This window comes from Pseudomonas sp. ADAK18 (genome assembly GCF_012935695.1).
GTDB lineage: Bacteria > Pseudomonadota > Gammaproteobacteria > Pseudomonadales > Pseudomonadaceae > Aquipseudomonas.
Genome location: NZ_CP052859.1, coordinates 4,370,932 through 4,395,326, shown reverse-complemented (window position 1 = coordinate 4,395,326; position 24,395 = coordinate 4,370,932). Strand labels below are relative to the sequence as shown.

The 24,395-nt window shown below is 59.5% G+C and carries 24 protein-coding genes; 15 read left to right on the top strand and 9 right to left on the bottom strand.

The window, feature by feature from the left end:
• The first annotated feature begins 84 nt into the window (after nt 1-84).
• From HKK55_RS19840 to HKK55_RS19825, 4 genes are all read left to right on the top strand, one after another.
• Entirely contained in the window at nt 85-720 is a 636-nt protein-coding gene (locus tag HKK55_RS19840; RefSeq protein ID WP_169356226.1) for a response regulator transcription factor, read from the top strand.
• Between the two features lie 98 nt (nt 721-818).
• Nucleotides 819-1,289: a nuclear transport factor 2 family protein gene (locus HKK55_RS19835; protein ID WP_169356225.1), complete on the top strand. Its 471-nt coding sequence runs from the start codon at nt 819-821 to the stop codon at nt 1,287-1,289.
• A gap of 37 nt (nt 1,290-1,326) precedes the next feature.
• A complete protein-coding gene (locus tag HKK55_RS19830) occupies nt 1,327-1,632 on the top strand; it encodes a GIY-YIG nuclease family protein (protein ID WP_169356224.1) in 306 nt (101 codons plus the stop codon).
• Nucleotides 1,633-1,713: 81 nt separating this feature from the next.
• Nucleotides 1,714-2,649, top strand: a complete 936-nt coding sequence (locus HKK55_RS19825) for a glutathione S-transferase family protein (RefSeq protein WP_169356223.1) — start codon at nt 1,714-1,716, stop codon at nt 2,647-2,649.
• Between the two features lie 177 nt (nt 2,650-2,826).
• Here HKK55_RS19825 and HKK55_RS19820 read toward each other — a convergent pair whose 3' ends face one another.
• Together HKK55_RS19820 and yejK are read right to left on the bottom strand one after the other, a co-directional pair.
• Nucleotides 2,827-3,177, bottom strand: a complete 351-nt coding sequence (locus HKK55_RS19820; protein ID WP_169356222.1) for a glutaredoxin family protein — start codon at nt 3,175-3,177, stop codon at nt 2,827-2,829.
• Nucleotides 3,177-4,181, bottom strand: coding sequence for a nucleoid-associated protein YejK (gene yejK / locus HKK55_RS19815; RefSeq protein ID WP_169356221.1), 1,005 nt, complete (start codon nt 4,179-4,181; stop codon nt 3,177-3,179). The genes HKK55_RS19820 and yejK overlap by 1 nt, the downstream gene beginning before the upstream one ends.
• A gap of 406 nt (nt 4,182-4,587) precedes the next feature.
• Between yejK and HKK55_RS19810 the strand changes: the two genes are divergently transcribed.
• Complete coding sequence (locus HKK55_RS19810) at nt 4,588-4,869, top strand: HU family DNA-binding protein (RefSeq protein ID WP_155581180.1); 282 nt, start codon at nt 4,588-4,590, stop codon at nt 4,867-4,869.
• A gap of 84 nt (nt 4,870-4,953) precedes the next feature.
• Here HKK55_RS19810 and rlmF read toward each other — a convergent pair whose 3' ends face one another.
• The 5 genes from rlmF to HKK55_RS19785 form a co-directional block, all read right to left on the bottom strand.
• Nucleotides 4,954-5,976 carry a 23S rRNA (adenine(1618)-N(6))-methyltransferase RlmF gene (gene rlmF / locus HKK55_RS19805; protein ID WP_169356220.1) on the bottom strand — a complete coding sequence of 341 codons (1,023 nt, stop codon included), beginning with the start codon at nt 5,974-5,976 and terminating at the stop codon, nt 4,954-4,956.
• A gap of 248 nt (nt 5,977-6,224) precedes the next feature.
• On the bottom strand, nt 6,225-9,071 hold the full coding sequence (locus HKK55_RS19800) for a valine--tRNA ligase (protein WP_169356219.1): 2,847 nt from the start codon (nt 9,069-9,071) through the stop codon (nt 6,225-6,227).
• A gap of 213 nt (nt 9,072-9,284) precedes the next feature.
• Nucleotides 9,285-9,707 (bottom strand): DNA polymerase III subunit chi, encoded by a 423-nt coding sequence (locus tag HKK55_RS19795; RefSeq protein ID WP_169356218.1) that lies wholly within the window; start codon nt 9,705-9,707, stop codon nt 9,285-9,287.
• A gap of 7 nt (nt 9,708-9,714) precedes the next feature.
• Complete coding sequence (locus HKK55_RS19790) at nt 9,715-10,143, bottom strand: DNA polymerase III subunit chi (RefSeq protein WP_169356217.1); 429 nt, start codon at nt 10,141-10,143, stop codon at nt 9,715-9,717.
• Between the two features lie 190 nt (nt 10,144-10,333).
• Nucleotides 10,334-11,824, bottom strand: coding sequence for a leucyl aminopeptidase (locus HKK55_RS19785; RefSeq protein WP_169356216.1), 1,491 nt, complete (start codon nt 11,822-11,824; stop codon nt 10,334-10,336).
• Nucleotides 11,825-12,107: 283 nt separating this feature from the next.
• On the opposite strand from HKK55_RS19785, the gene lptF reads away from it, so the two are divergent.
• The 10 genes from lptF (at nt 12,108) to tadA (ending at nt 22,526) form a co-directional block, all read left to right on the top strand.
• The gene (gene lptF, locus HKK55_RS19780) at nt 12,108-13,226 is read left to right on the top strand and encodes an LPS export ABC transporter permease LptF (protein ID WP_169356215.1); all 1,119 of its coding nucleotides are present in this window, start codon (nt 12,108-12,110) and stop codon (nt 13,224-13,226) included.
• Entirely contained in the window at nt 13,219-14,298 is a 1,080-nt protein-coding gene (gene lptG, locus HKK55_RS19775) for an LPS export ABC transporter permease LptG (RefSeq protein ID WP_169356214.1), read from the top strand. Before lptF ends, lptG begins: the two co-directional genes overlap by 8 nt.
• A gap of 152 nt (nt 14,299-14,450) precedes the next feature.
• Entirely contained in the window at nt 14,451-16,250 is a 1,800-nt protein-coding gene (lepA, locus tag HKK55_RS19770; protein ID WP_169356213.1) for a translation elongation factor 4, read from the top strand.
• A 5-nt stretch (nt 16,251-16,255) separates the two neighbouring features.
• The gene (gene lepB / locus HKK55_RS19765) at nt 16,256-17,110 is read left to right on the top strand and encodes a signal peptidase I (RefSeq protein WP_169356212.1); all 855 of its coding nucleotides are present in this window, start codon (nt 16,256-16,258) and stop codon (nt 17,108-17,110) included.
• 148 nt (nt 17,111-17,258) lie between these two features.
• Nucleotides 17,259-17,948, top strand: coding sequence for a ribonuclease III (gene rnc / locus HKK55_RS19760; protein ID WP_169356211.1), 690 nt, complete (start codon nt 17,259-17,261; stop codon nt 17,946-17,948).
• Nucleotides 17,941-18,843: a GTPase Era gene (gene era / locus HKK55_RS19755; protein ID WP_169356210.1), complete on the top strand. Its 903-nt coding sequence runs from the start codon at nt 17,941-17,943 to the stop codon at nt 18,841-18,843. Before rnc ends, era begins: the two co-directional genes overlap by 8 nt.
• Before the next feature lie 191 nt (nt 18,844-19,034).
• On the top strand, nt 19,035-19,724 hold the full coding sequence (gene recO, locus HKK55_RS19750) for a DNA repair protein RecO (RefSeq protein WP_169356209.1): 690 nt from the start codon (nt 19,035-19,037) through the stop codon (nt 19,722-19,724).
• A gap of 52 nt (nt 19,725-19,776) precedes the next feature.
• The gene (gene pdxJ / locus HKK55_RS19745) at nt 19,777-20,520 is read left to right on the top strand and encodes a pyridoxine 5'-phosphate synthase (RefSeq protein ID WP_169356208.1); all 744 of its coding nucleotides are present in this window, start codon (nt 19,777-19,779) and stop codon (nt 20,518-20,520) included.
• Nucleotides 20,521-20,649: 129 nt separating this feature from the next.
• Nucleotides 20,650-22,029, top strand: a complete 1,380-nt coding sequence (locus tag HKK55_RS19740; protein WP_169356207.1) for a multicopper oxidase family protein — start codon at nt 20,650-20,652, stop codon at nt 22,027-22,029.
• Entirely contained in the window at nt 22,029-22,526 is a 498-nt protein-coding gene (gene tadA / locus HKK55_RS19735; RefSeq protein ID WP_169356206.1) for a tRNA adenosine(34) deaminase TadA, read from the top strand. The genes HKK55_RS19740 and tadA overlap by 1 nt, the downstream gene beginning before the upstream one ends.
• A 156-nt stretch (nt 22,527-22,682) precedes the next feature.
• On the opposite strand, the gene cmoB is transcribed toward tadA, so the two are convergent.
• Together cmoB and cmoA are read right to left on the bottom strand one after the other, a co-directional pair.
• On the bottom strand, nt 22,683-23,639 hold the full coding sequence (gene cmoB / locus HKK55_RS19730) for a tRNA 5-methoxyuridine(34)/uridine 5-oxyacetic acid(34) synthase CmoB (protein WP_169356205.1): 957 nt from the start codon (nt 23,637-23,639) through the stop codon (nt 22,683-22,685).
• Nucleotides 23,636-24,379: a carboxy-S-adenosyl-L-methionine synthase CmoA gene (cmoA, locus tag HKK55_RS19725; protein WP_169356204.1), complete on the bottom strand. Its 744-nt coding sequence runs from the start codon at nt 24,377-24,379 to the stop codon at nt 23,636-23,638. Before cmoA ends, cmoB begins: the two co-directional genes overlap by 4 nt.
• Nucleotides 24,380-24,395 lie beyond the last annotated feature (16 nt).

Sequence of the window (24,395 nt, the reverse complement as noted above, 5' to 3'; positions counted from 1 at the left end):
AAACCAGCGGTTGCCGGCGGTTGTTGGGGGCCGCGTGCGGGGTTATTTTGCGCGGATTCAAGTTGCCATCATCCGTGAGTTCCTATGCTTCGAGTAATTATTGCCGACGATCACCCCATTGTCCGCATCGGGCAAAGAGTCGTGATTGAGGCGAACGGCAAGTGCAAAGTGGTCGGTGAGGCCGATGGGCCCGATCAATTGCTCAAGTTGTTGAGTACGACGCCCTGCGATTTGCTGGTTAGCGACTTCGCCATGCCGGGTGACCAGCAGGCTGATGGTTATGGGCTGCTGAGCCTGTTGCGCCGTCAGTATCCGAGGTTGCCAGTGATTCTGGTGACGATGTTTGCCAACGTTGCCACCCTGCGTGCGTCGTTTGCCCATGGCGCCAAGGCAATCGTCGCCAAAAGTGCATCGGCCAAGGAGCTACCCTCGGCGATCAAGGCTGTCAGCGAAGGCCGGACATTTGCCAGCGAGTGTCTGCGGGTGCAACTGGCGCAGGCCGGTACCGGTGACCAGTCCCAACAGCCGCAATTGTCCGGCAAGGAGCGGGAAGTGGTGCGGATGCTGGCCAGTGGCATGACCGTCAGCCAGATCGCCGCGCGGGTCAATCGCAGCATTTCCACCATCAGTAAACAGAAAAGTACGGCCATGCATCGACTCTGTATTTCCACCGATGTGGACTTGTTCGCCTATGCTCGCAGTTGCGGCATGGTGCCTTAAAGGGCGTAGCCGTGGCATTCCTGTCATAAATACCGATAGTGTTCCAGGCGCTTGCGCACTATCGTAAGCGGTTCCTGACCCTTTTTCGGATGGTGCCCATGAGCGACGCCCATAACGCCTTGATCACCGAGTTCTACAGCGCGTTCCAGCGCCTGGACGCTGAAGCGATGAGCGCCTGCTACACCGACGACGTGGTGTTCAGTGACCCGGCGTTCGGCGAGTTGCGTGGGCGTGATGCCGGCGACATGTGGCGCATGCTGACCACCCGGGCCAAGGATTTCTCCCTGACCTTCGATCAGGTGAACAGTGACGAGATCACCGGCAGCGCCCATTGGGTGGCGACCTACCTGTTCAGCCAGACCGGCAACACGGTGGTCAACGATATCCAGGCACGCTTCGTGTTTCGCGACGGCAAGATCTGTGAACACCACGATCACTTCGACCTGTGGCGCTGGTCGCGCCAGGCGCTCGGTGCGAAGGGCCTGCTGTTGGGCTGGACGCCGTTGGTACGCAACGCGGTGCGTACCCAGGCGTTGAAAGGGTTGAAGGCGTTCCAGGCCAGTCGTTGATAAGATTGGGGCTCTTTATCGTTGGCCAGATCAATCTGTGAATAGTCCGTCGAGCTGTGCTGAAGCCGTAGAGCCCAAACCTTGGTTTGTCTATCTTGTCCGTGCGGCCAATGGATCGTTGTATTGCGGGATCAGCAATGACCCTGTGCGTCGTTTTGCTTCCCACCAGAGCGGCAAGGGCGCGCGTTTTTTCCTCTCAAGCCCGGCCGTGGCGCTGGTCTACACCGAAGCCTGCTCAAGCAAAAGCGAAGCCCTGCGCCAGGAGCGGCTGATCAAGAAACTGAAAAAAAGCGCGAAGGAGTGCCTGGTGGCCAGTGGCGCCGTGGCTTATCAATCGGCCTGATAAGTTCCTATCAGGCCGATGGGTAGGCCGGATGGTTTTTGCGCGCTAAGCTGGGCTTTCACCCGTTTAGCGGATTCCAGCATGTCAGAGTTGATCCTCCACCATTACCCGGCGTCCCCATTCGCAGAAAAAACCCGGCTTTTGCTCGGCTTCAAAGGCCTGTCCTGGCACTCGGTGCACATCTCGCCAGTGATGCCCAAGCCCGGCCTCACGGCCCTGACTGGCGGCTACCGCAAGACGCCGGTGTTGCAGGTCGGTGCTGATATCTACTGTGACACCGCGTTGATTGCCCGGCGCCTGGAGCAGGAAAAATCCTCGCCCGCGTTGTTTCCCGAGGGGCAGGAACTGGTCAGCCAGGTATTTGCCGCCTGGGCCGATTCGGTAGTGTTCGCACATGCCGTCAGCCTCGTGTTCCAGCCCGAGTCAGTAGCGGTACGCTTTGCCAAACTACCGCCTGAAGCGCTCAAGGCGTTTATCGCCGACCGTGCCGCCTTGTTCACAGGCGGCTCGGCTACGCGCATACCGGCCGAGCAGGCGCGCCATCAGTGGCCAGTCATCATGGGGCGTCTGGAACAGCAGTTGCAGCGCGAGCAGGGGGACTTCCTGTTTGGCGAGCCGTCGATCGCCGACTTCTCCATGGCGCACCCGTTATGGTTTCTCAAGGCGACGCCGGTGACTGCTCCGCTGGTCGATCTTTATCCCGCTGTTTCAGCCTGGCATACGCGCGTCATGGGTTTTGGTCATGGTTCTGCGACTGAAATGAGCGCCGAACAAGCCTTGGAGGTGGCGCGAAACTCCACGCCGGCAACCTTGCCGGATGAGCTGTTTGACGAACCGAATGACTTCAAGGCTGGCCAGCAGGTGAGCGTCTCGGCGACGGATTATGGCGTTGACCCGGTGGTGGGTGAGCTGCTGTTCGCAGGCAGCGAGGAGTTGATCCTGCGTCGTACCGATGAGCAGGGCGGCACGGTGCATGTGCACTTTCCGCGGCTGGGGTTTCGCATTCAGGTGCAGTAGGTAAGCGCTCTGATGTGATGAGCAAGCTTTTGTGGCGAGGGGGCTTGCCCCCGTTGGGCTGCGAAGCAGCCCCAAAATCTACAACTCTATTCTGTCTGAATAAATGCGGTGAATCGAATAAGGGCCGCTTCGCAGCCCAACGGGGGCAAGCCCCCTCGCCACAGGTGATTGCCTTTGTTACTTGAGTGCCGCCATGATGGCATCCGGGTTGTAGTCGCGAATCAGCGTGCCGTTCACGTCCACAAACGGAATTCCGCCTCCACCCAGGGCCTCATAGGCCTTGCGCCCCTCGGCATCCTTCTCGATATCGACCGTCTTGTAGGGAATGCCTTTCTGATCAAGAAAGCGCTGGGTCTGCTTGCAGTAACCACACCAGTCGGTGGTGTACAGCGTCACCTGGGCGTTGGCCCGAATCTGCTCGGACACCACCTGCGACGGGTTGAACGCCCGCTCGATCTTGCCCCAGTTCTGGAAAACCACCACCACCAGCAAGATCAGCAGGACTTTCTTCAGGACCCCGCCCAGCATCAGTTACGGCGCTTGAGCTGGTCGGTCAATTGGGTCGGCAAACCCTTGATGATCAGCGTGCCGGCAGCTTCGTCGTACTCGATCTTGTCGCCCAGCAGGTGCGCTTCAAAACTGATGGACAGGCCTTCGGCGCGCCCGGTGAAGCGGCGGAACTGATTGAGCGTGCGTTTATCCGCTGGAATCTCCGGCGATAGGCCGTAATCCCTGTTGCGGATGTGATCGTAGAAGGCTTTCGGCCGCTCTTCATCGATCAGCCCCGAGAGTTCTTCCAGCCCCATCGGCTCGCCGAGCTTGGCCTGGCTGCTGGCGTAATCCACCAGGGTCTTGGTTTTCTCGCGGGCGGACTCGTCCGGCAAGTCTTCGCTTTCAACGAAGTCACTGAAGGCCTTGAGCAGGGTGCGGGTTTCACCCGGGCCGTCGACGCCTTCCTGGCAGCCGATAAAGTCGCGGAAGTACTCCGAGACCTTCTTGCCGTTCTTGCCCTTGATAAAGGAGATGTATTGCTTGGACTGCTTGTTGTTCTGCCACTCGGAGACGTTGATGCGCGCTGCCAGGTGCAGTTGGCCCAGGTCCAGGTGGCGTGAAGGCGTTACGTCCAGTTGGTCAGTCACCGCCACGCCTTCACTGTGATGCAGCAGGGCGATGGCCAGGTAGTCGGTCATGCCTTGTTGGTAGTGGGCAAACAGTACGTGGCCGCCCGTGGAGAGGTTGGACTCCTCCATCAGCTTTTGCAGATGCTCAACCGCTACCCGGCTGAAAGCGGTGAAATCCATACCAGCGTCGAAATATTCCTTCAACCAGCCGCTGAACGGGTGCGCGCCGGACTCGGCATGGAAAAACCCCCAGGCCTTGCCTTGTTTGGCGTTATAGCTCTCGTTGAGGTCGGCAAGCATGTTCTCGATGGCCGCTGACTCGGCAAGTTCAGAGTCACGGGCGTGGAGAACTGCGGGTGTGCCGTCGGGTTTTTTGTCGATCAGGTGGACGATGCAATGACGGATCGGCATGGGCTTCTCGGCTGGTTGAATGGGAGGAGGGCGGCCTCCCGGAAAAAGTCGCCAGTGTACCGCACCCGCTGGTCGCGGAGGGTGTGAAGGGTGTGAAGGGTGTTTTGCGCGCCGTCCGACGGTCTATATGCCTTTTTTTCACGGTTTAGAGCGATAAAGCTGACCAAATAGGCATGTTGAGGCGGATATTTCCCCGTCTCTGTGCTAGTTTTGCCCCGTCTTACGCGAAGTCTCAGCGTTAAGCGTGCATTCAGCATCTGTCAGGTCGAACCAAACCCCGTTTCAGGTATCTATAACCCCGATCTGTCGTGGTTTAGAGCCGTGGGTGCCAGGCCTCATGGTCGGGCTCGATGGCTGACACTGCACTCTGCAATCCAAATGAATTTGATAGGGAAGGAACACCACAATGGCTATTACTAAAGACCAACTGATCGCTGATCTGGCTGAAGCTGTAGACGCACCGAAAACCACCGTGCGTGCTCTGCTGGACCAACTGGGCCAGATCGTTGCTGATCAGCTGGAAAATGGCGGCGAAATCACTCTGCCAGGCGTTGGCAAACTGAAAGTGACCGAGCGTCCTGCCCGTACTGGCCGTAACCCTTCGACTGGCGCTGCCATCGAAATCGCTGCCAAGAAAGTTATCAAGCTGGTTGTGGCCAAAGGCCTGACCGACTCGGTTAACAAGTAAGACGCAGCAAAAAAAACCGTGCTCCGGAGCGATCCGGGCACGGTTTTTTGTTGCCTGCCGTTTGTGTCTTTAATGTGGTGGCGATCAGTCCTTGCGGACCCAGCGTTGGCGCCAGGTTTGCTGTTCGCTCTTGGTCTGGAAGGTCCAGGCGACGAAACGGCTCTGTTTCTGGCCCTGAGACATCTCTACCACTTGGCTTTCCAGTGCGCCGGCTTTTTTCAGGGCGGTCTGGATGGCTGGCAGGTTCGATGCTTTTGACACCAGCGTGCTGAACCACAGTACTTTGTGCTGGAAGTGCGCACTCTCAGCAATAAGCTGTGTCACAAATCGTGCTTCGCCACCTTCGCACCACAATTCAGCCGACTGGCCGCCGAAGTTCAGCACCGGCAGCTTACGTTTCGGGTCAGCCCGGCCCAGTGCACGCCATTTGCGCTCACTGCCTTTGGTCGCTTCATCCATGGAGGCGTGGAAGGGCGGGTTGCACATGGTCAGGTCAAAACGCTCCCCCGGCTCCAGCAGACCCAGCAGGATGTGCTTGGGATTGCTTTGCTGGCGCAGTTGGATGGCCTTGTTCAGCCCGTTGGATTGCACAATGGCCTTGGCAGCTGCCACGGCTGTCGGGTCGACTTCCGAACCGAGGAAGTGCCAGCGGTATTCGCTGTAGCCGATCAACGGATAGACGCAGTTGGCGCCCATGCCGATGTCCAGCACCTTGACCGGTGCGCCACGGGGAATCACGCCCTCGTTGACGCTGGCCAACAGGTCCGCGAGGAAGTGCACGTAGTCGGCACGCCCCGGAACGGGAGGGCACAGGTAGTCAGCCGGGATATCCCAGTGCTGGATGCCGTAGAAGGTTTTGAGCAACGCTCGGTTGAACACCCGGACTGCGTCGGGGCTGGCGAAGTCGATGCTTTCCTTGCCGTAAGGGTTAAGGATCACGAATTTGGCCAGTTCCGGCGTGGTTTTGATCAGCGCTGGAAAGTCGTAACGGCCCTGATGGCGGTTACGCGGGTGCAGAGTGGCCTCTTTGCGCGCAACGACAGGCTTGGCCGGCGTTGCAGGGTTAGGCTTCTTGCGCGGTGGTTTGGGTGTGCTGGGAGCGGTCATGGGCTGCGTCGATTCTGGGGTTGTTTCAAAAGTGGCGGGTATTGTCACACATTCCTGAGTCGGTCTCGGTCAAATGTGGGAGCTGGCTTGCCTGCGATACAGGCGACTCGGTGTACCTGCCAGACCGAGGCGATATCATCGCAGGCAAGCCAGCTCCCACATTGATCGGGTTTCCAAAGAGAAATATCAGTGTTTTTCTGGGCAAAAAAAAGAGACCCGAAGGTCTCTTTTTTCAAACGGGCTGCCCCTTACAGGCTGGAAATCCGTGCATGTTGCTCAGCCAGCTTGCCCAGAGCCTGTTCAGCCTCGGCGAGTTTGGCGCGTTCCTTATCGATGACTTCAGCCGGAGCCTTGTCGACGAACGCCGCGTTGGATAGCTTGCCGCCCACCCGCTGCACTTCGCCTTGTAGACGCAGGATTTCCTTGTCCAGACGCGCCAGTTCGGCATCTTTGTCGATCAGACCGGCCATCGGCACCAGCACTTCCAACTCGCCAACCAGTGCGGTGGCGGACAACGGTGCTTCGGCGCCAGCGGCTAATACGGTGATCGACTCCAGCTTGGCCAGCTTCTTGAGCAGCGCATCGTTCTCGGTGAGGCGACGCTGATCTTCGGCGCTGGCGTTCTTCACGAACACCGCCAGTGGCTTGCCGGGACCAATGTTCATCTCGGCGCGGATGTTGCGCGTGCCCAGCATCAGGGTCTTGAGCCATTCGATATCGCTTTCGGCAGCCTCATCGATGCGCGCTTCATTGGCCACTGGCCAAGGTTGCAGCATGATGGTCTTGCCTTCTTTGCCGGCCAGCGGCGCAAGGCGCTGCCAGATTTCTTCGGTGATGAACGGCATGAACGGGTGCGCCAGGCGCAGGGCGACTTCCAGCACGCGTACCAAGGTGTGACGGGTGCCGCGCTGACGTTCGATCGGTGCGTTCTCGTCCCACAGCACCGGCTTGGACAGTTCCAGGTACCAGTCGCAATACTGGTTCCAGATGAACTCGTACAAGGCCTGTGCAGCCAGGTCAAAGCGGAACTGGTCCAGTTGACGGGTCACTTCGGCTTCGGTGCGTTGCAACTGGGAGATGATCCAGCGATCCGCCAGGGATAGCTCGATGGCCTCGCCGTTCTGGCCACAGTCTTCGCCTTTGTCCAACACGTAGCGCGCCGCGTTCCAGATCTTGTTGCAGAAGTTGCGATAGCCTTCGACGCGACCCATGTCGAACTTGATGTCGCGTCCGGTGGATGCCAGCGAGCAGAAGGTGAAACGCAGGGCATCGGTGCCGTAGCTGGCAATGCCGTCGGCGAACTCGTCGCGGGTCTGCTTCTCGATCTTCTTCGCCAGTTTTGGCTGCATCAGGCCCGAAGTGCGTTTCTGCACCAGGGTTTCCAGGTCGATGCCGTCGATGATGTCCAGCGGGTCCAGGACGTTGCCTTTGGACTTGGACATCTTCTGGCCCTGGCCATCGCGCACCAGGCCGTGCACGTACACGGTCTTGAACGGTACCTGTGGCGTGCCGTCTTCGTTCTTCACCAAATGCATGGTGAGCATGATCATCCGGGCAACCCAGAAGAAAATGATGTCGAAGCCGGTAACCAGCACGTCGGTGGAGTGGAATTTCTTCAGAAACTCAGTTTGCTGCGGCCAACCCAGGGTGGAGAACGTCCACAGGCCCGAACTGAACCAGGTGTCCAGTACGTCGTTGTCCTGTTGCAGCGCAACGTCCGAGCCAAGGTTGTGCTTGGCACGCACTTCGGCTTCGTCGCGGCCTACATAGACCTTGCCCGATTCGTCGTACCAAGCCGGAATGCGATGGCCCCACCACAGCTGGCGGCTGATGCACCAATCCTGGATGTCACGCATCCACGAGAAGTACATGTTTTCGTACTGTTTAGGTACGAAGGCGATGCGGCCGTCTTCCACGGCAGCAATCGCAGGTTCTGCCAACGGCTTGGTAGACACGTACCACTGGTCGGTCAGCCAAGGCTCGATGATGGTGCCGGAACGGTCGCCTTTCGGCACTTTCAGGCCGTGATCGTCAACGCTCACCAGCAGGCCGGCAGCGTCGAAGGCGGCAACGATCTGCTTGCGCGCGTCAAAACGGTCGAGGCCGGCGTATTCGGCCGGGATCTTGCCGTCGATGCTTTCGTTCAGCGTGCCGTCGAGGTTGAACACCTGGCAGGCTGGCAGAACAGCAGCGTTCTTGTCGAAGATGTTCAGCAGCGGCAGGTTGTGGCGCTTGCCGACTTCATAGTCGTTGAAATCGTGGGCCGGGGTGATTTTCACACAGCCGGTGCCGAACTCAGGGTCGCAGTAATCATCCGCGATGATCGGGATGCGACGGCCAACCAATGGCAATTCAACGAACTTGCCGATCAGGGCCTGGTAGCGCTCGTCGTTCGGGTTAACCGCTACGGCGGCGTCGCCGAGCATGGTTTCCGGACGGGTGGTGGCGACGATCAGGTAGTCGTTGCCTTCGCCAGTCTTGGCGCCGTCGGCCAGCGGGTATTTCAGGTTCCACAGGAAGCCTTTCTCGTCGTGGTTTTCCACTTCAAGGTCGGAAATCGCCGTGTGCAGCTTGGTGTCCCAGTTGACCAGGCGCTTGCCGCGGTAGATCAGGCCGTCTTCATGCAGGCGCACAAAGGCTTCCTTCACGGATTCGGACAGGCCGTCGTCCATGGTGAAACGCTCGCGGCTCCAGTCCACAGACGAGCCCAGGCGACGAATCTGACGGCTGATGTTGCCGCCGGACTGATCCTTCCATTCCCAGATCTTCTCCAGGAATTTCTCGCGACCCAGGTCGTGCCGGTTCTGGCCAGTGGCTTCCAGTTGGCGTTCCACCAGCATCTGCGTGGCGATACCAGCATGGTCGGTGCCTGGTTGCCATAGGGTATTGCGACCCTGCATGCGGCGGAAACGAATCAGGGCATCCATGATCGCATTATTGAAGCCATGGCCCATGTGCAGGCTGCCAGTGACGTTCGGTGGCGGAATCATGATGGTGTAGGAATCGCCCGCGCCTTGCGGAGCGAAATAATTCTCGGACTCCCAGGTCTGGTACCAGGAAGTTTCAATAGCGTGCGGCTGGTAGGTCTTATCCATGCGCGGCGGGACCCTAGTTGGCATTAATTCAGGAAAGCCGACAAGTATAACGGGGGATAGGAGAGAGGGCGAGTTGAAGACGGGCTTAAGGCACATGCAAACCAATGTGGGAGCTGGCTTGCCTGCGATAGCGGTTTCTCAGCCAACATCTTCTGTTACTGATACACCGCTATCGCAGGCAAGCCAGCTCCCACAGGAATGTGTGCTCACGGCTCAGTTCTGATATTGGCTCAGCAGCCGCTCCATGCGCGCATCCAGCCGACGCTTGATCTCGGTTTCGATGTGCGGGGCAAAATCGTCGATCACGTCTTGCATGATCAATTGCGCAGCGGCGCGCAGTTCGTTGTCCAGGTGCAGCAGTAGGGCGTCCGGGGCTTTTGCGGCCTCGGGTTCGGCGGCCGGAGCTTGTGCTGGCGCGGCGGCCGGGATCGGGTCTGCTGCTACAACGGGCGATTCGACCGGGACAGGCGCAGGTTTGCCGCCGACCATGTCGAACAGCAAGGGAATTTGTACATCACTGGCTGGTTCGGTCAGCGACGGTGTTTGCAGGTTGTCATCATCACCCAACAACTGGCGGATCGACTCAAGGTCGTCCAGCAGATGGTCAGACGGTTTTAGCGGGTTTGGAGTGTCCATCGTGTGCTCAGAGTCGCTGTAATCGGTGATCTTGCAGAGGATAGCCCTGTTCGCGGTAGAAACGGAAACTCTCCCGCGCGGCCTGACGAATAGCCGGATCTTCCACCACCACTTCCGCTATACGGGCGAACCCCTTGGCGAAGGCGGGTACTTTCAGGTCCAGGTTGACCAGCAGGTCATGGTGATCGCCGCAATTGTCGCCCAAACCCAGTACAACCAAACCATCGGGCTCTACTTCTGCGGGGCCATGAGGCACGAAGCTTTCACCCTTGAACCGCCACAGGCGGGCATCAAGCTCGTCGCGTTGGGTGGCATCGCTGCAGTGCAGGTAGATGCGGTGGCCCATGCGCCAGGCTTTTTCAGTGAGTTTGCAGGCAAAGTCCAGGCGTGCCGAAGGATCGGCGCTGGGCAATATATAGAAGTCGACTTGGGTCATTGTGGTTCCGGATAGCCGCGTCGCAATTGTAAATACCGTCTAATCGCTCATCACGAAAACCCCGTAGCAGCTGTCGAGCGCAAGCGAGGCTGCGTTGCGGTGTGTCAGGTACTCCGCTGACGCAGCCTCGCTTGCGCTCGACAGCTGCTACGACCGGGGCGCCGTAATGGCCGCCCCGGCGTTTTCAGTTTCAGGCTTTGGCGCGATCCAACAGGTACTGGGTCAGCAGTGGAACGGGACGGCCAGTGGCGCCCTTGTCCTTGCCGCCACTGGTCCAGGCCGTGCCGGCGATGTCCAGGTGGGCCCAGTTGAAGTTCTTGGCGAAGCGCGACAGGAAGCAGGCCGCGGTGATGGTGCCGGCTTTCGGGCCGCCGATGTTGGCGATGTCAGCGAACGGGCTGTCCAACTGTTCCTGGTACTCGTCGAACAACGGCAGTTGCCAGGCGCGGTCGTCGGCCTGCTTGCCGGCGCTGAGCAGTTGCTCGATCAACTCATCGTTGTTACCCAGGAGGCCCGACGTGTGAGCGCCCAGGGCGACCACGCAGGCACCGGTAAGGGTAGCGATGTCGATCACGGCTTGTGGCTTGAAGCGTTCGGCGTAGGTGAGGGCGTCGCACAGCACCAGGCGGCCTTCGGCGTCGGTGTTGAGGATTTCCACGGTCTGGCCGCTCATCGTGGTGACGATGTCGCCCGGACGGGACGCGCCGCCGCTCGGCATGTTCTCGGCACAGGCCAGGATGCACACCAGGTTGATCGGCAGTTTGAGTTCCAGCACGGCGCGCAGGGTACCGAAGACGCTGGCAGCGCCGCCCATGTCGTACTTCATCTCGTCCATGCCCAGGCCAGGCTTGAGGCTGATGCCGCCGGTATCAAAGGTGATGCCTTTACCGACGAGGGCGAATGGCTTCTCGGACTTCTTGCCGCCGTTGTATTGCATGACGATCAGGCGTGGCGGCTGGTCGCTGCCCTGGCCCACGGCATAGAACGAGCCCATGCCCAGCTCCTTGATTTTCTTTTCATCAAGGACTTCGACTTTCAGGCCCTTGAATGCCTTGCCCAACGCCTTGGCTTGCTCGCCCAAGTAGGTTGGGTGGCAGATGTTCGGTGGCAGGTTGCCCAAGTCGCGAGTGAAGGCCATGCCGCCGGCAATCGCCTGGGCGTGGGTCACGGCGCGCTCAACCTCAGCCTGGGCGGCCTTGATGGTCAGCAGGGTGACTTTCTTCAGGGCGCGGGGCTCGGCTTTCTGGCTCTTGAACTGGTCGAAGGTGTATTCGCCATCAGCCAGGGTTTCCGCCAGCAGACGGGTCTTGCCGTAGCTGTCGCGGCCCTTGACCACGATTTCGTCCAGGGCCAGCGCTGCATCGCTGCCACCCAGGCCTTTGAGGGTATTGAGCACGCCGCTGATGATCTTGCGGAACGGACGGTCGCCCAGTTCGGCTTCCTTGCCCACGCCCACCAGCAATACACGATCGGCTTTCAGGTTGGGCAGGCTTTGCAGCAGCAGGCTCTGACCGACTTTGCCGGCCAGGTCGCCGCGCTTGAGTACGGCGCTGATGGCGCCACCGCTCAATTCATCCAGCTGTTTAGCGGCTACGCCAAGCTTGCGGCCTTCGCCGACAGCGACCACGAGGGTGGCAGTTTTCAACGTTTCCGGGCTAACGCTTTTTACAACCAGTTCCATTTTCGGGTCCCTTGATGAGGTCTGAGAGCCAGGCGTTTGTACCCCCGGCTTTATAAGCCTGGCCACCTGTAGGCGGCCTGCGACAAAGGCCGCAGTTTGAACCTCGCAACGTTCGGCTGACAACCCTTGCAGGCAGCTTTGTGCGCCTGCTTGAGCATGCGCAGTGACAGGCGCGGTCAATCACAGGATAATGCGCCATCTTTTTAGCCGACCTGTGCCAATGGGTCGACTCGATATGCTTGCTTGTTTGGCCGCTTAGCCTGACAACCCTGGAGTGTCTGGTTTGATTGTCTTCCGTTATCTGTCCCGCGAAGTCCTGGTGACCCTGAGTGCCGTAAGTGCGGTATTGCTGGTCATTATCATGAGTGGTCGCTTCGTCAAGTTCCTGGCTCAAGCCGCCTCCGGCGCCCTTGATCCTGGCTCCCTGTTTTTGATCATGGGCTTTCGGATGCCCGGCTTCCTGCAGCTGATTCTGCCGCTGGGGCTGTTTCTGGGTATTTTGCTGGCCTATGGTCGGCTCTACCTCGAAAGTGAAATGACCGTGCTTTCGGCCACCGGCATGAGCCAACAGCGCTTGCTGGCCATGACCCTGGTACCGGCGACCGGCGTGGCCCTGGTGGTTGCCTGGTTGAGCCTGAGCCTGGCGCCTCAAGGCTCCATGCAATTTCAGCTGCTGCTTAATAAACAAGATGCGATGACCGAGTTCGATACCTTGGTTCCTGGGCGTTTCCAGGCGTTGAATGACGGCTCGCGGGTGACCTACACCGAGCGGATGACCGAAGATCGCGCCAGCCTGGGTGGCGTATTCATTTCCGAGAAGCGCTTGGGCCAGGACCAGAAGGACCGTGGTATCTCGGTGCTGGTGGCCGACAGCGGTCGCCAGGAGATCCGTCCGGACGGCAACCGCTACCTGATCCTGGAAAACGGCTATCGCTATGACGGCAGCCCCGGCCAGGCGGATTACCGGGCCATCAAGTACGACACCTACGGCGTACTGTTGGCCAAGCCTGAAATCAGCAACGAAGTGACCGACCGTGACGCGATGCCCACCAGCGCTCTGTGGGGCAACCCGGAGCCTCGTGCCGTGGCCGAGTTGCAGTGGCGCCTGTCGTTGCCGCTGCTGGTGTTTATCGTGACCTTGATGGCAGTGCCACTTGCACGCGTGAACCCGCGCCAGGGCCGATTCCTCAAGTTGTTGCCGGCCATCCTGCTTTATATGGCTTACCTGACCATCCTGATTTCCGCCCGCGGCTCCCTGGAAAAGGGCAAGATCCCGCTGGGCTTGGGGTTGTGGTGGGTCCACGGGGTCTTCCTGGTCATCGGCCTGGGGCTGCTGTACTGGGAACCGTTGCGTTTGAAAATGGCGAGTCGTCGCAGCATGAAGGAGATGGCTCGTGGTTAAGCTCGATCGCTACATCGGTAGCAGCGTGTTGATGGCGATCCTCGCTGTACTGGGCATTATCCTGGGCCTGGCCTTGCTGTTCGCGTTCATCGACGAGGTGGGTAACGTCACCGACAGCTACACCGTAACCGACGTTCTGAGCTACGTGATGCTCACCGCGCCGCGTCGTCTCTACGAGATGTTGCCGATGGCGGCGCTGATCGGCTGCCTGATCGGCCTGGGCAGCCTGGCCAGCAACAGTGAACTGACGATCATGCGCGCCGCCGGTGTGTCCATCGGCCGTATTGTCTGGGCGGTCATGAAGCCCATGCTGGTGCTGATGGTGGTCGGCGTGTTGATTGGCGAATACGTGGTGCCACCGACTGAAAGCCAGGCCCAGGCCAATCGAGCCCTGGCCCAGGGGTCGGGCGACGCACAAAGCGCCAAGCACGGCCTGTGGCACCGCCAGGGTGACGAGTTTATCCACATCAACGCCGTGCAACCGGGCGGCTTGCTGCTGGGGGTGACCCGTTATCACTTCGACAAGGAGCGGCACATGCTGTCGGCAAGTTTTGCCAAGCGTGCGCAGTATGGCGACGAGAAGTGGCTGTTGAGTGATGTGACCACCACCTTCTTCCGTGGTATCGGCACCGGTCCGGCATCGACTACCGAGGTGGTCAACACCCCGCAAGAAACCTGGGACATTGCCTTGAGCCCGGATTTGCTCAATACCGTGGTGATGGTCCCAGAAACCCTGTCTATTGCCGGTTTGTGGAGTTACATCCACTACTTGAGCGACCAGGGCCTGAACAATGGCCGTTACTGGCTGGCGTTCTGGGTCAAGGTATTGCAGCCGGTGGTAACCGCTGCGCTGGTGCTGATGGCCATTTCCTTCATCTTCGGCCCGCTGCGCTCCGTGACGTTGGGGCAGCGGGTGTTTACCGGCGTGCTGGTGGGCTTCACCTTCCGTATCGCGCAGGACTTGTTGGGCCCTTCCAGCCTGGTATTCGGCTTCTCGCCGCTGTTTGCAGTGCTGGTACCCACGCTCATTTGTGCGGTGGCCGGGTTCTGGTTGTTGCGCCGAGCCGGTTGATTACCTGCTTATGAATAAAAAATGCCCCGTTCGACAGATCGGGGCATTTTTGTTCTTGGTCGCCAAAGATGACGTCTGGCCTGAGCATCAGGTACAATTCCCGGCTATTTTTCAGCGGGCAGTCTGCCTGCAGCCTTTTTGAGTGTTGATCCGTGAGTGATTTGAGTCATATCCGCAATTTCTCCATCATCGCCCACATTGACCATGGCAAGTCGACGCTGGCCGATCGATTCATCCAGATGTGCGGCGGCCTTGCCGAGCGTGAAATGGAAGCCCAGGTGCTGGACTCCATGGACCTCGAGCGCGAGCGCGGGATCACCATCAAGGCCCACAGCGTTACTCTGTATTACACCGCCCGCGATGGCATCAAGTACCAGTTGAACTTCATTGACACCCCCGGCCACGTTGACTTCACCTACGAAGTCAGCCGGTCGCTGGCGGCCTGTGAAGGTGCGTTGCTGGTAGTGGACGCGGGGCAGGGCGTTGAAGCCCAGTCCGTGGCCAACTGCTACACCGCCATCGAGCAAGGCCTGGAAGTCATGCCGGTGCTGAACAAGATCGACCTGCCACAGGCCGATCCGGACCGCGTGAAAGAAGAAATCGAAAAAATCATCGGCATTGACGCCACCGACGCCGTCGAGTGCAGCGCCAAGACCGGCCTGGGTGTCGACGAAGTGCTTGAGCGCTTGGTAAAAACCATTCCCGCCCCCACCGGCAACTACGAAGATCCGCTGCAAGCGTTGATCATCGACTCCTGGTTCGACAACTACCTGGGCGTTGTTTCCCTGGTACGCGTGCGCCACGGCCGTGTAAAGAAGGGCGACAAGATCCTGGTCAAGTCCACCGGCAAGATCCACCTGGTGGACAGCGTCGGTGTATTCAACCCCAAGCATACTGCGACCGTTGATCTGAAAGCCGGCGAAGTAGGCTTCATCATCGCTGGTATCAAGGACATCCACGGTGCACCGGTCGGTGACACCCTGACCTTGAGTTCCACCCCTGACGTCGACGTGCTGCCGGGCTTTAAACGCATCCAGCCGCAGGTTTACGCCGGCCTGTTCCCGGTCAGTTCCGACGACTTCGAAGATTTCCGCGAAGCCCTGCAAAAGCTGACGCTCAACGACTCATCGTTGCAGTACACCCCGGAAAGCTCCGACGCCCTGGGCTTCGGCTTCCGTTGCGGCTTCCTCGGCATGCTGCACATGGAGATCATCCAGGAGCGCCTCGAGCGCGAATACGACCTGGACCTGATCACCACCGCACCAACGGTTATTTTTGAGCTGTTGCTGAAAACCGGTGAAACGATTTACGTCGACAACCCGTCCAAGCTCCCGGACCTGTCGTCCATCGAAGACATGCGCGAGCCGATCGTGCGGGCCAATATTCTTGTGCCGCAAGAGCACCTGGGCAACGTCATTACCCTGTGTATCGAAAAGCGTGGCGTGCAGCACGACATGCTGTTCCTCGGTACCCAGGTACAAGTGACCTACGATTTGCCGATGAACGAAGTGGTCCTGGACTTCTTCGACCGTCTCAAATCCACCAGTCGCGGCTATGCTTCGCTGGATTACCATTTTGATCGTTATCAGTCAGCTAATCTGGTGAAACTGGATGTGCTGATCAACGGTGACAAGGTCGACGCCCTGGCGCTGATCGTGCACAAGGATAACGCGCACTACAAAGGTCGCCAGTTGACCGAGAAGATGAAGGAACTGATTCCGCGCCAGATGTTCGACGTCGCGATCCAGGCCGCCATTGGCGGGCAGATCATTGCACGGACCTCCGTCAAGGCACTCAGAAAGAACGTACTGGCCAAATGCTACGGTGGCGACGTCAGCCGTAAGCGCAAGCTGCTTGAGAAGCAAAAGGCCGGTAAAAAACGCATGAAGCAAGTGGGCAACGTGGAAATTCCACAAGAAGCCTTCCTTGCGGTGCTCAGGTTGGATAGTTAGGTCCTATGTCACTAAATTTCCCGCTGTTGCTGGTCATCGCCGTTGCCGTTTGTGGTCTCCTGGCGTTGCTTGATCTGGTGTTCTTCGCCCCGCGTCGGCGCACGGCCATTGCCTCCTATCAGGGCAGCGTCAGCCAGCCTGATGTGGCTGTGGTCGAGAAACTGAACAAGGAACCGCTGCTGGTTGAATACGGCAAGTCGTTCTTCCCGGTTCTGTTTATCGTGTTGGTGCTGCGTTCGTTCCTGGTGGAGCCGTTTCAGATTCCTTCGGGATCGATGAAACCCACCCTGGACGTGGGCGACTTCATCCTGGTGAACAAGTTTTCCTACGGGATCCGCTTGCCGGTGATCGACAAGAAAGTCATCGAGATCGGCGATCCGCAGCGCGGCGATGTGATGGTGTTTCGCTACCCAAGCGACCCGAACGTCAACTACATCAAGCGTGTGGTGGGCCTGCCGGGCGACGTGATTCGCTACACCAGCGACAAGCGCCTGTTCGTCAATGGCGAATCGGTGGCGGAAAAACTGATCGGTTCCGAACCGAACACCTTGGGCAGCGCAGAGCTGTACCAGGAAAAGCTCGGGGCGGTAGAGCACGAAATCCGTAAGGAAATGAGCCGCTACCGTTCGCCGCCTGATAACCAATGGACAGTGCCTGCCGGGCATTACTTCATGATGGGCGACAACCGCGACAACTCCAATGACAGCCGGTACTGGGATGACCCCAACATTCCCAAGGACCTGCTGGGCATGGTCCCCGACCAGAATATCGTCGGCAAGGCCTTCGCGGTCTGGATGAGCTGGCCGGAACCCAAGCTCAGCCACCTGCCGAACTTCTCGCGGGTCGGGCTGATCAAGTAATCCATACGGCGCTGTGAACACAGCGCCGAATGCTTTTCTGGGGCTTGGACAATTGTCCGGCCTCATGCAGCAACCACCAGGATTTGAATTTGAACACAGCGTTAATCGTCGTAGGCCTTTGGCGCCACGAACTGAATGTGGGTAAACCGTGAGCGTTTCTCTAAGCCGTCTCGAGCGTCAGCTCGGTTACACCTTCAAGGATCAGGAACTGATGATCCTTGCCCTTACACACCGCAGTTTTGCCGGGCGTAACAACGAGCGCCTGGAATTCCTCGGTGATGCCATCCTCAACTTTGTCGCCGGTGAAGCCCTGTTCGATCGCTTCCCCCTGGCCCGTGAAGGCCAGTTGTCGCGCTTGCGTGCCCGCCTGGTGAAGGGCGAGACCCTGGCCATACTGGCCCGTGGTTTCGACCTTGGCGAGTACCTGCGCCTGGGTTCCGGCGAGTTGAAAAGCGGTGGTTTCCGTCGCGAGTCGATTCTGGCCGATGCCCTCGAAGCCCTGATCGGTGCGATCTACCTCGATGCCGGTATGGAAGCCGCCAAGGAGCGGGTAGTGGCCTGGCTGGCTTCGGAGATTGAAAGCCTGACGCTGGTGGACACCAACAAAGATCCCAAGACCCGCCTGCAAGAGTTTCTGCAGTCCCGCGGGTGTGAACTGCCACGTTACGAAGTGGTGGATATCCAGGGTGAGCCACATTGCCGAGTGTTCTTCGTCGAATGTGAAATCACCTTACTGAATGAAAAAAGCCGAGGTCAGGGTGTGAGTCGTCGTATTGCCGAACAGGTAGCGGCCGCCGCAGCACTGATTGCCCTGGGCGTGGAGAATGGCCATGACTGATTCAACCGCAACACGCTGTGGCTATGTTGCCATCGTCGGCCGTCCCAACGTGGGCAAGTCCACGCTGCTGAACCACATCCTGGGACAAAAGCTTGCGATCACTTCGCGCAAGCCGCAGACCACGCGCCACAACATGCTGGGCATCAAGACCGAAGGCAATATCCAGGCGGTCTACGTTGATACCCCAGGCATGCACAAAGGTGGCGAGAAAGCTCTCAACCGCTACATGAACAAGACCGCCTCGGCCGCGTTGAAAGACGTCGACGTGGTGATCTTCGTCGTTGACCGCACCAAGTGGACCGACGAAGACCAGATGGTCCTTGAGCGTGTGCAATACGTGACTGGCCCGTTGATCGTCGCGTTGAACAAGACCGACCGCATCGAAGACAAGGCCGAGCTGATGCCGCACCTGAGCTGGCTGCAGGAACAACTGCCGAACGCCCAGATCATGCCGATCTCGGCCCAGCACGGTCACAACCTGGAAGCGTTGGAGCGGGTTATCGCCCAGCACCTGCCGGAGAACGAGCACTTCTTCCCGGAAGACCAGATCACCGACCGCAGCAGCCGTTTCCTTGCCGCTGAACTGGTGCGCGAGAAAATCATGCGCCAGATGGGCGCCGAGCTGCCGTACCAGATCACCGTTGAAATCGAAGAGTTCAAGCAGCAGGGCAAGACCCTGCATATCCACGCGCTGATCCTCGTCGAACGCGACGGCCAGAAGAAAATCATCATTGGCGACAAGGGCGAGCGTATCAAGCGTATCGGCACCGAAGCGCGCAAGGACATGGAGCTGCTGTTTGACTCCAAGATCATGCTCAACCTGTGGGTCAAGGTTAAGGGTGGTTGGTCTGATGATGAGCGCGCGTTGCGTTCGTTGGGTTACGGCGACCTGTAAACCGTGACCGGTTTTGTGGATGAGGGGCTTGTTGTGGCGAGGGGGCTTGCCCCCGTTGGGCTGCGAAGCAGCCCTGAAACCACACCCAGTTCTGCCTGAAAGAACCGGGTGGTCTTATTGGGACTGCTTCGCAGCCCAACGGGGGCAAGCCCCCTCGCCACATTGGTCCTTCTTTAGAGATATCCCATCTCATGTCCCAAACCCCACCCACCGGCCAACCCGCTTACGTCCTGCACAGCCGCGCCTACCGCGAGACCAGCGCCTTGGTGGACTTCCTCACGCCCCAAGGCCGCCTGCGTGCAGTCTTGCGCAGCGCGCGAGGCAAGGCGGGGACCTTGGCACGGCCGTTCGTGGCCCTGGAAGTGGAGTTTCGTGGGCGTGGCGAGCTGAAGAACGTCGGTCGCATGGAAAGCGCCGGAGCCTCCAACTGGCTCAACGGCGAGGCGCTGTTCAGCGGCCTCTACCTCAACGAACTGCTGATTCGTCTGCTGCCGGCCGAAGATCCGCACCCGGCAGTCTTTGATCACTACGCCGCCACGTTGCTTGCCCTGGCCGAAGGCCGCCCTTTGGAACCGCTGCTGCGCGCTTTCGAATGGCGCCTGCTGGACGACCTGGGCTACGGCTTTGAACTGAGCCAGGACGTGCACGGCGACCCCATCGCTGCCGATGGCATGTACCGTCTGCAAGTGGACGCGGGCCTGGAGCGGGTCTACCTGCTGCAACCCGGCCTGTTCCAGGGCACTGAGCTGTTGGCTATGAGCGAGGCCGACTGGAGTGCTCCAGGTGCCTTGTCCGCCGCCAAGCGCCTGATGCGCCAGGCCCTGGCGGTGCATTTGGGCGGTCGGCCGCTGGTCAGTCGCGAGTTGTTTCGAAAGCCCTGACATCCCCGTGTATGCTGTGCAGCGATTACTTCCCTCTTCAGGAGCGTTTTTCGTGACCACCAGCAATCGCATTCTTCTCGGCGTGAACATCGACCACGTAGCCACCCTGCGCCAGGCCCGGGGCACCCGTTACCCTGATCCGGTCAAGGCCGCGCTAGACGCCGAGGAAGCGGGCGCCGACGGTATCACCGTGCACTTGCGCGAAGACCGCCGCCACATTCAGGAGCGCGACGTGTTGCTGCTCAAGGACGTGCTGCAAACCCGAATGAACTTCGAAATGGGCGTCACCGAAGAAATGATGGCGTTCGCCGAGCGCATCCGTCCGGCGCACATCTGCCTGGTCCCGGAAACCCGTCAGGAACTGACCACCGAAGGCGGCCTTGATGTGGCTGGCCAGGAAGCACGGATCAAGGCAGCGGTAGAGCGTCTGTCGAAGATCGGCAGTGAAGTCTCGTTGTTTATCGACGCCGATGAGCGGCAGATCGAAGCGTCGAAACGCGTGGGTGCTCCCGCCATCGAACTGCACACTGGCCGTTATGCCGACGCCACCACACCGACCGAAGTCGCTGACGAATTGCAGCGCATCATCGATGGCGTTAATTGCGGCTTGGGCGAAGGCTTGATCGTCAACGCCGGCCACGGTCTGCACTACCACAACGTCGAAGCCGTGGCCGCGATCAAAGGCATCAACGAGCTGAACATCGGCCATGCCTTGGTCGCTCACGCGCTGTTCGTCGGTTTCAAAGGCGCCGTGGCCGAGATGAAAGCCTTGATCCTGGCCGCCGCCAAGGCCTGAAGTAACAACGAAGATCCAATGTGGGCTTGTGTGGGAGCGGCAATGCGAAGCCTTACTGTTTAGCCGATGCAGGTGTATCGTATCAGCCCTTTGCGGGGCTTGGACCCGCGGCAGAAACGTGAGGTTGTTGTGTCCCGATCTTTTTCCCGTCGACAAATCCTCGGTGGTCTGGCCGGTCTTGCCGTAGTAGGCGTCGGTGCCGGTGGCGCCTACCGCTATTGGCTGGGGAAAGTGGCCGAGGCCGAGGCTGGGCATGATTACGAGCTGATTGCCGCGCCGCTGGACGTGGAGTTGGTGGCGGGACACAAGACCCAAGCCTGGGCTTTTGGCCCATCGGCGCCGGGGACCGAGTTGCGGGTGCGCCAGGGTGAATGGCTGCGGGTGCGTTTTATCAACCACCTGCCGGTTGCCACCACTATTCACTGGCACGGCATCCGCCTGCCGCTGGAAATGGACGGTGTGCCTTATGTCTCGCAACTGCCGGTACTGCCCGGTGAGTACTTCGACTACAAATTCCGCGTGCCCGATGCCGGCAGCTACTGGTATCACCCTCATGTGAACAGCAGCGAAGAGCTCGGCCGTGGCCTGGTGGGCCCGCTGATCATCGAAGAGCGCGAGCCGACCGGTTTCAAACACGAACGCACCTTGAGCCTGAAAAGCTGGCACGTGGACGAAGAGGGCGCCTTTGTGGCCTTCAGTATCCCGCGTGAAGCTGCGCGTGGCGGTACGGCGGGGCGGCTGTCGACCATCAATGGCGTGTCCCAGGCGGTGATCGATTTGCCGGCTGGGCAGATCACTCGGGTGCGTTTGCTCAACCTCGACAACACCCTGACCTATCGCATCAACATTCCCGACGTCGAGGCGCAGATCTATGCCTTGGACGGCAATCCCATCGAGCCACGGCCGTTAGGCAAGGAATACTGGTTAGGCCCGGGCATGCGCATTTGTCTGGCGATCAAGGCCCCACCTGCCGGAGAGGAACTGTCTATTCGCAATGGCCCGGTGCGCCTCGGTACCTTCCGTTCGGTGCCCAACACCGATGCGCCGAACGAATGGCCACCCGCGCTGCCGGCCAACCCGATTGCCGAGCCGGACCTGGCCAATGCCGAGAAACTCAACTTCAATTTCGAATGGGTTGGATCGGTTTCGGTGAACGTGGACAATAAGCCGCCAAGCCTGTGGCAGATCAACGGCCAGGCCTGGGATATTACCGATAAGACCTGCGCCGACCGCCCAATTGCCAAGCTTGAAAAGGGCAAGAGCTACATTTTCGAATTGAAGAACATGACTCAGTACCAACACCCGATTCACCTGCACGGGATGAGCTTCAAGGTGATTGCCTCGAACCGGCACAAGGTGATCCCGTATTTCACCGACACGTACTTGCTGGGCAAGAACGAGCGCGCCCGTGTTGCCCTGGTGGCGGATAATCCAGGCGTGTGGATGTTCCACTGCCATGTCATTGATCACATGGAAACCGGCCTTATGGCCGCCATCGAGGTAGCGTGATGCGCCAGTTTCGCCCAACGGCGATTATCGATCGCAGCCGCGACCAGGACTTCATGCGTGAAGCCCTGGCCCTGGCAGCCCAAGGCGCAGCGTTGGGTGAAGTGCCCGTGGGCGCGGTGCTGGTGCAGGACGGTGAAATCATCGGCCAGGGCTTTAACTGCCCCATCAGCGGCAACGACCCCAGCGCTCACGCGGAAATGGTCGCGATCCGTGCTGCCGCCCAGGCAGTCAGCAACTACCGCCTGCCGGGCAGCACCCTGTATGTGACGCTGGAGCCATGCAGCATGTGCGCTGGGTTGATCGTCCACTCGCGGATCGCCCGGGTGGTGTATGGCGCGCTGGAGCCCAAAGCGGGGATTGTGCAAAGCCAGGGGCAATTCTTTACCCAAGGCTTTCTCAATCATCGGGTGTTGTATGAAGGCGGGGTGTTGGCTGAGGAGTGCGGGACGGTGTTGAGCGAGTTCTTCAAGGCGCGAAGAGCCAAACCTGCTCTCTAAGCAACCCCCAAAAACCTCAATGTGATAACCCAATCAATGTGGGAGCTGGCTTGCCTGCGATGCAGACACCTCGGTGTATCAGGCAAACCGAGGTGATGCTATCGCAGGCAAGCCAGCTCCCACATTTGATCTCCATTTTTCAGGAGGAGCCGGGTGTTATTTCTTGGCGACAATCACTGCCCGCATCGGCGCCGGCAGCCCTTCGATGGTCTTGCTGTGATCCTCAGGGTCAAGGAAATCGCTGAGGGATTGATACTTCATCCACTCCGTCCCACGCTGTTCCTCGACCGTGGTCACGCTCACATCCACACAGCGCACCTCACTGAAGCCTGCACGGCGCAGCCACAGCATCAACGCCGGCACTGACGGCAGGAACCACACGTTACGCATCTGCGCATAACGGTCCTCCGGTACCAGCACTTGTTGTTGATCGCCCTCAACCACCAACGTTTCCAGCACCAACTCGCCGCCCTTTACCAGGCAATCCTTGAGCGCAATCAAATGCTCGATGGGCGAGCGACGGTGATAAAACACGCCCATGGAAAACACCGTATCGAAGCCTTCCATATTCGGCGGCAGGTCTTCAAACGGGAACGGCAAGTGCCAGGCGTTTGGCGCTGACAAGTAACGCTGCACCGCCTGGAACTGGCAGAAGAACAACCAGTTCGGGTCAACACCAATCACGCTGTCCGCACCAGCACCGAGCATGCGCCACATGTAATAGCCGTTGCCACAACCAACATCGAGGATGCGCTTGCCTTTAAGGTCCAAGTGCGGGGCCACTCGCGACCACTTCCAGTCCGAGCGCCATTCGGTATCCACATGCACGCCGAACAGGTCAAACGGCCCCTTGCGCCACGGGCACAAGCCCATCAGCGCAGTACGCATCTGCGCGCGGGTTTCGTCGTCGCACTCAGTGTCCAGAATCAGGCCGTTAAGTAGGTCGATTTCGCTGGGCATGATCTTCGGCAGTGCATCCAGCGCACTCTGCCAGCGCTCCAGGTCGCCATGACCCTTTTCCATCTTGCTATCGAGTTGCGCTTGCAGGCCTTGAGCCCAAACAGCTAAAGGAGTGCCGACCAGATGGCGGGCGAGGGGAGACAGATCAATCATGGCAAGGCAATCAACGAGGCAAAGTTAAGACACTGGAACCACGGCACGACTTTCGAGAACCCGGCCGCCAATAGGCGTTCGCGGTGTTCTTCGAGGCTGTCGGGCTTCATGACGTTTTCGATGGCGCTGCGCTTCTGGGCGATTTCCAGTTCGCTGTAGCCGTTGGCGCGTTTGAAGGCGATGTGCAGGTCGGTCAGCAGCGCGTGTTCTTGCGGGTCGTTGAAACGCAGCTTTTCCGAGAGGATCAACGCGCCGCCCGGCAGCAGCGACTGACGAATCCGCCCCAGCAACGCCAGGCGTTCTTCGGGAGCAATAAACTGCAGGGTGAAGTTCAGCGCCACCACCGAGGCCGGCTGGAATTGCAGCGCGAGGATATCGCCCTCGACGACTTCCACCGGCAGCAACTCCTGGAACATCGAGTCCTGGCCGTTAAGGTATTCCCGGCAACGCTCGACCATTGCCGCCGAGTTATCCACAGCGATCACCCGGCAACCGTCGGTGCGCACGTGACGGCGCAGGGCCTGGGTTACCGCACCGAGAGACGAACCCAGGTCGTAGAGCACGCTACCCGGTTGGGCAAACTGTGCAGCGAGTACGCCGAGGTTTTCGACAATAGTCGGGTAGCCGGGCACCGAGCGCTTGATCATGTCCGGGAACACCCGTACCACGTCTTCGTTGAAGGCGAAGTCTGGCACCTGGGGCAAGGGCTGGGCGAATAGGCGATCGGGTTCTTTGCTCACGGCTGTTCCGGTGACG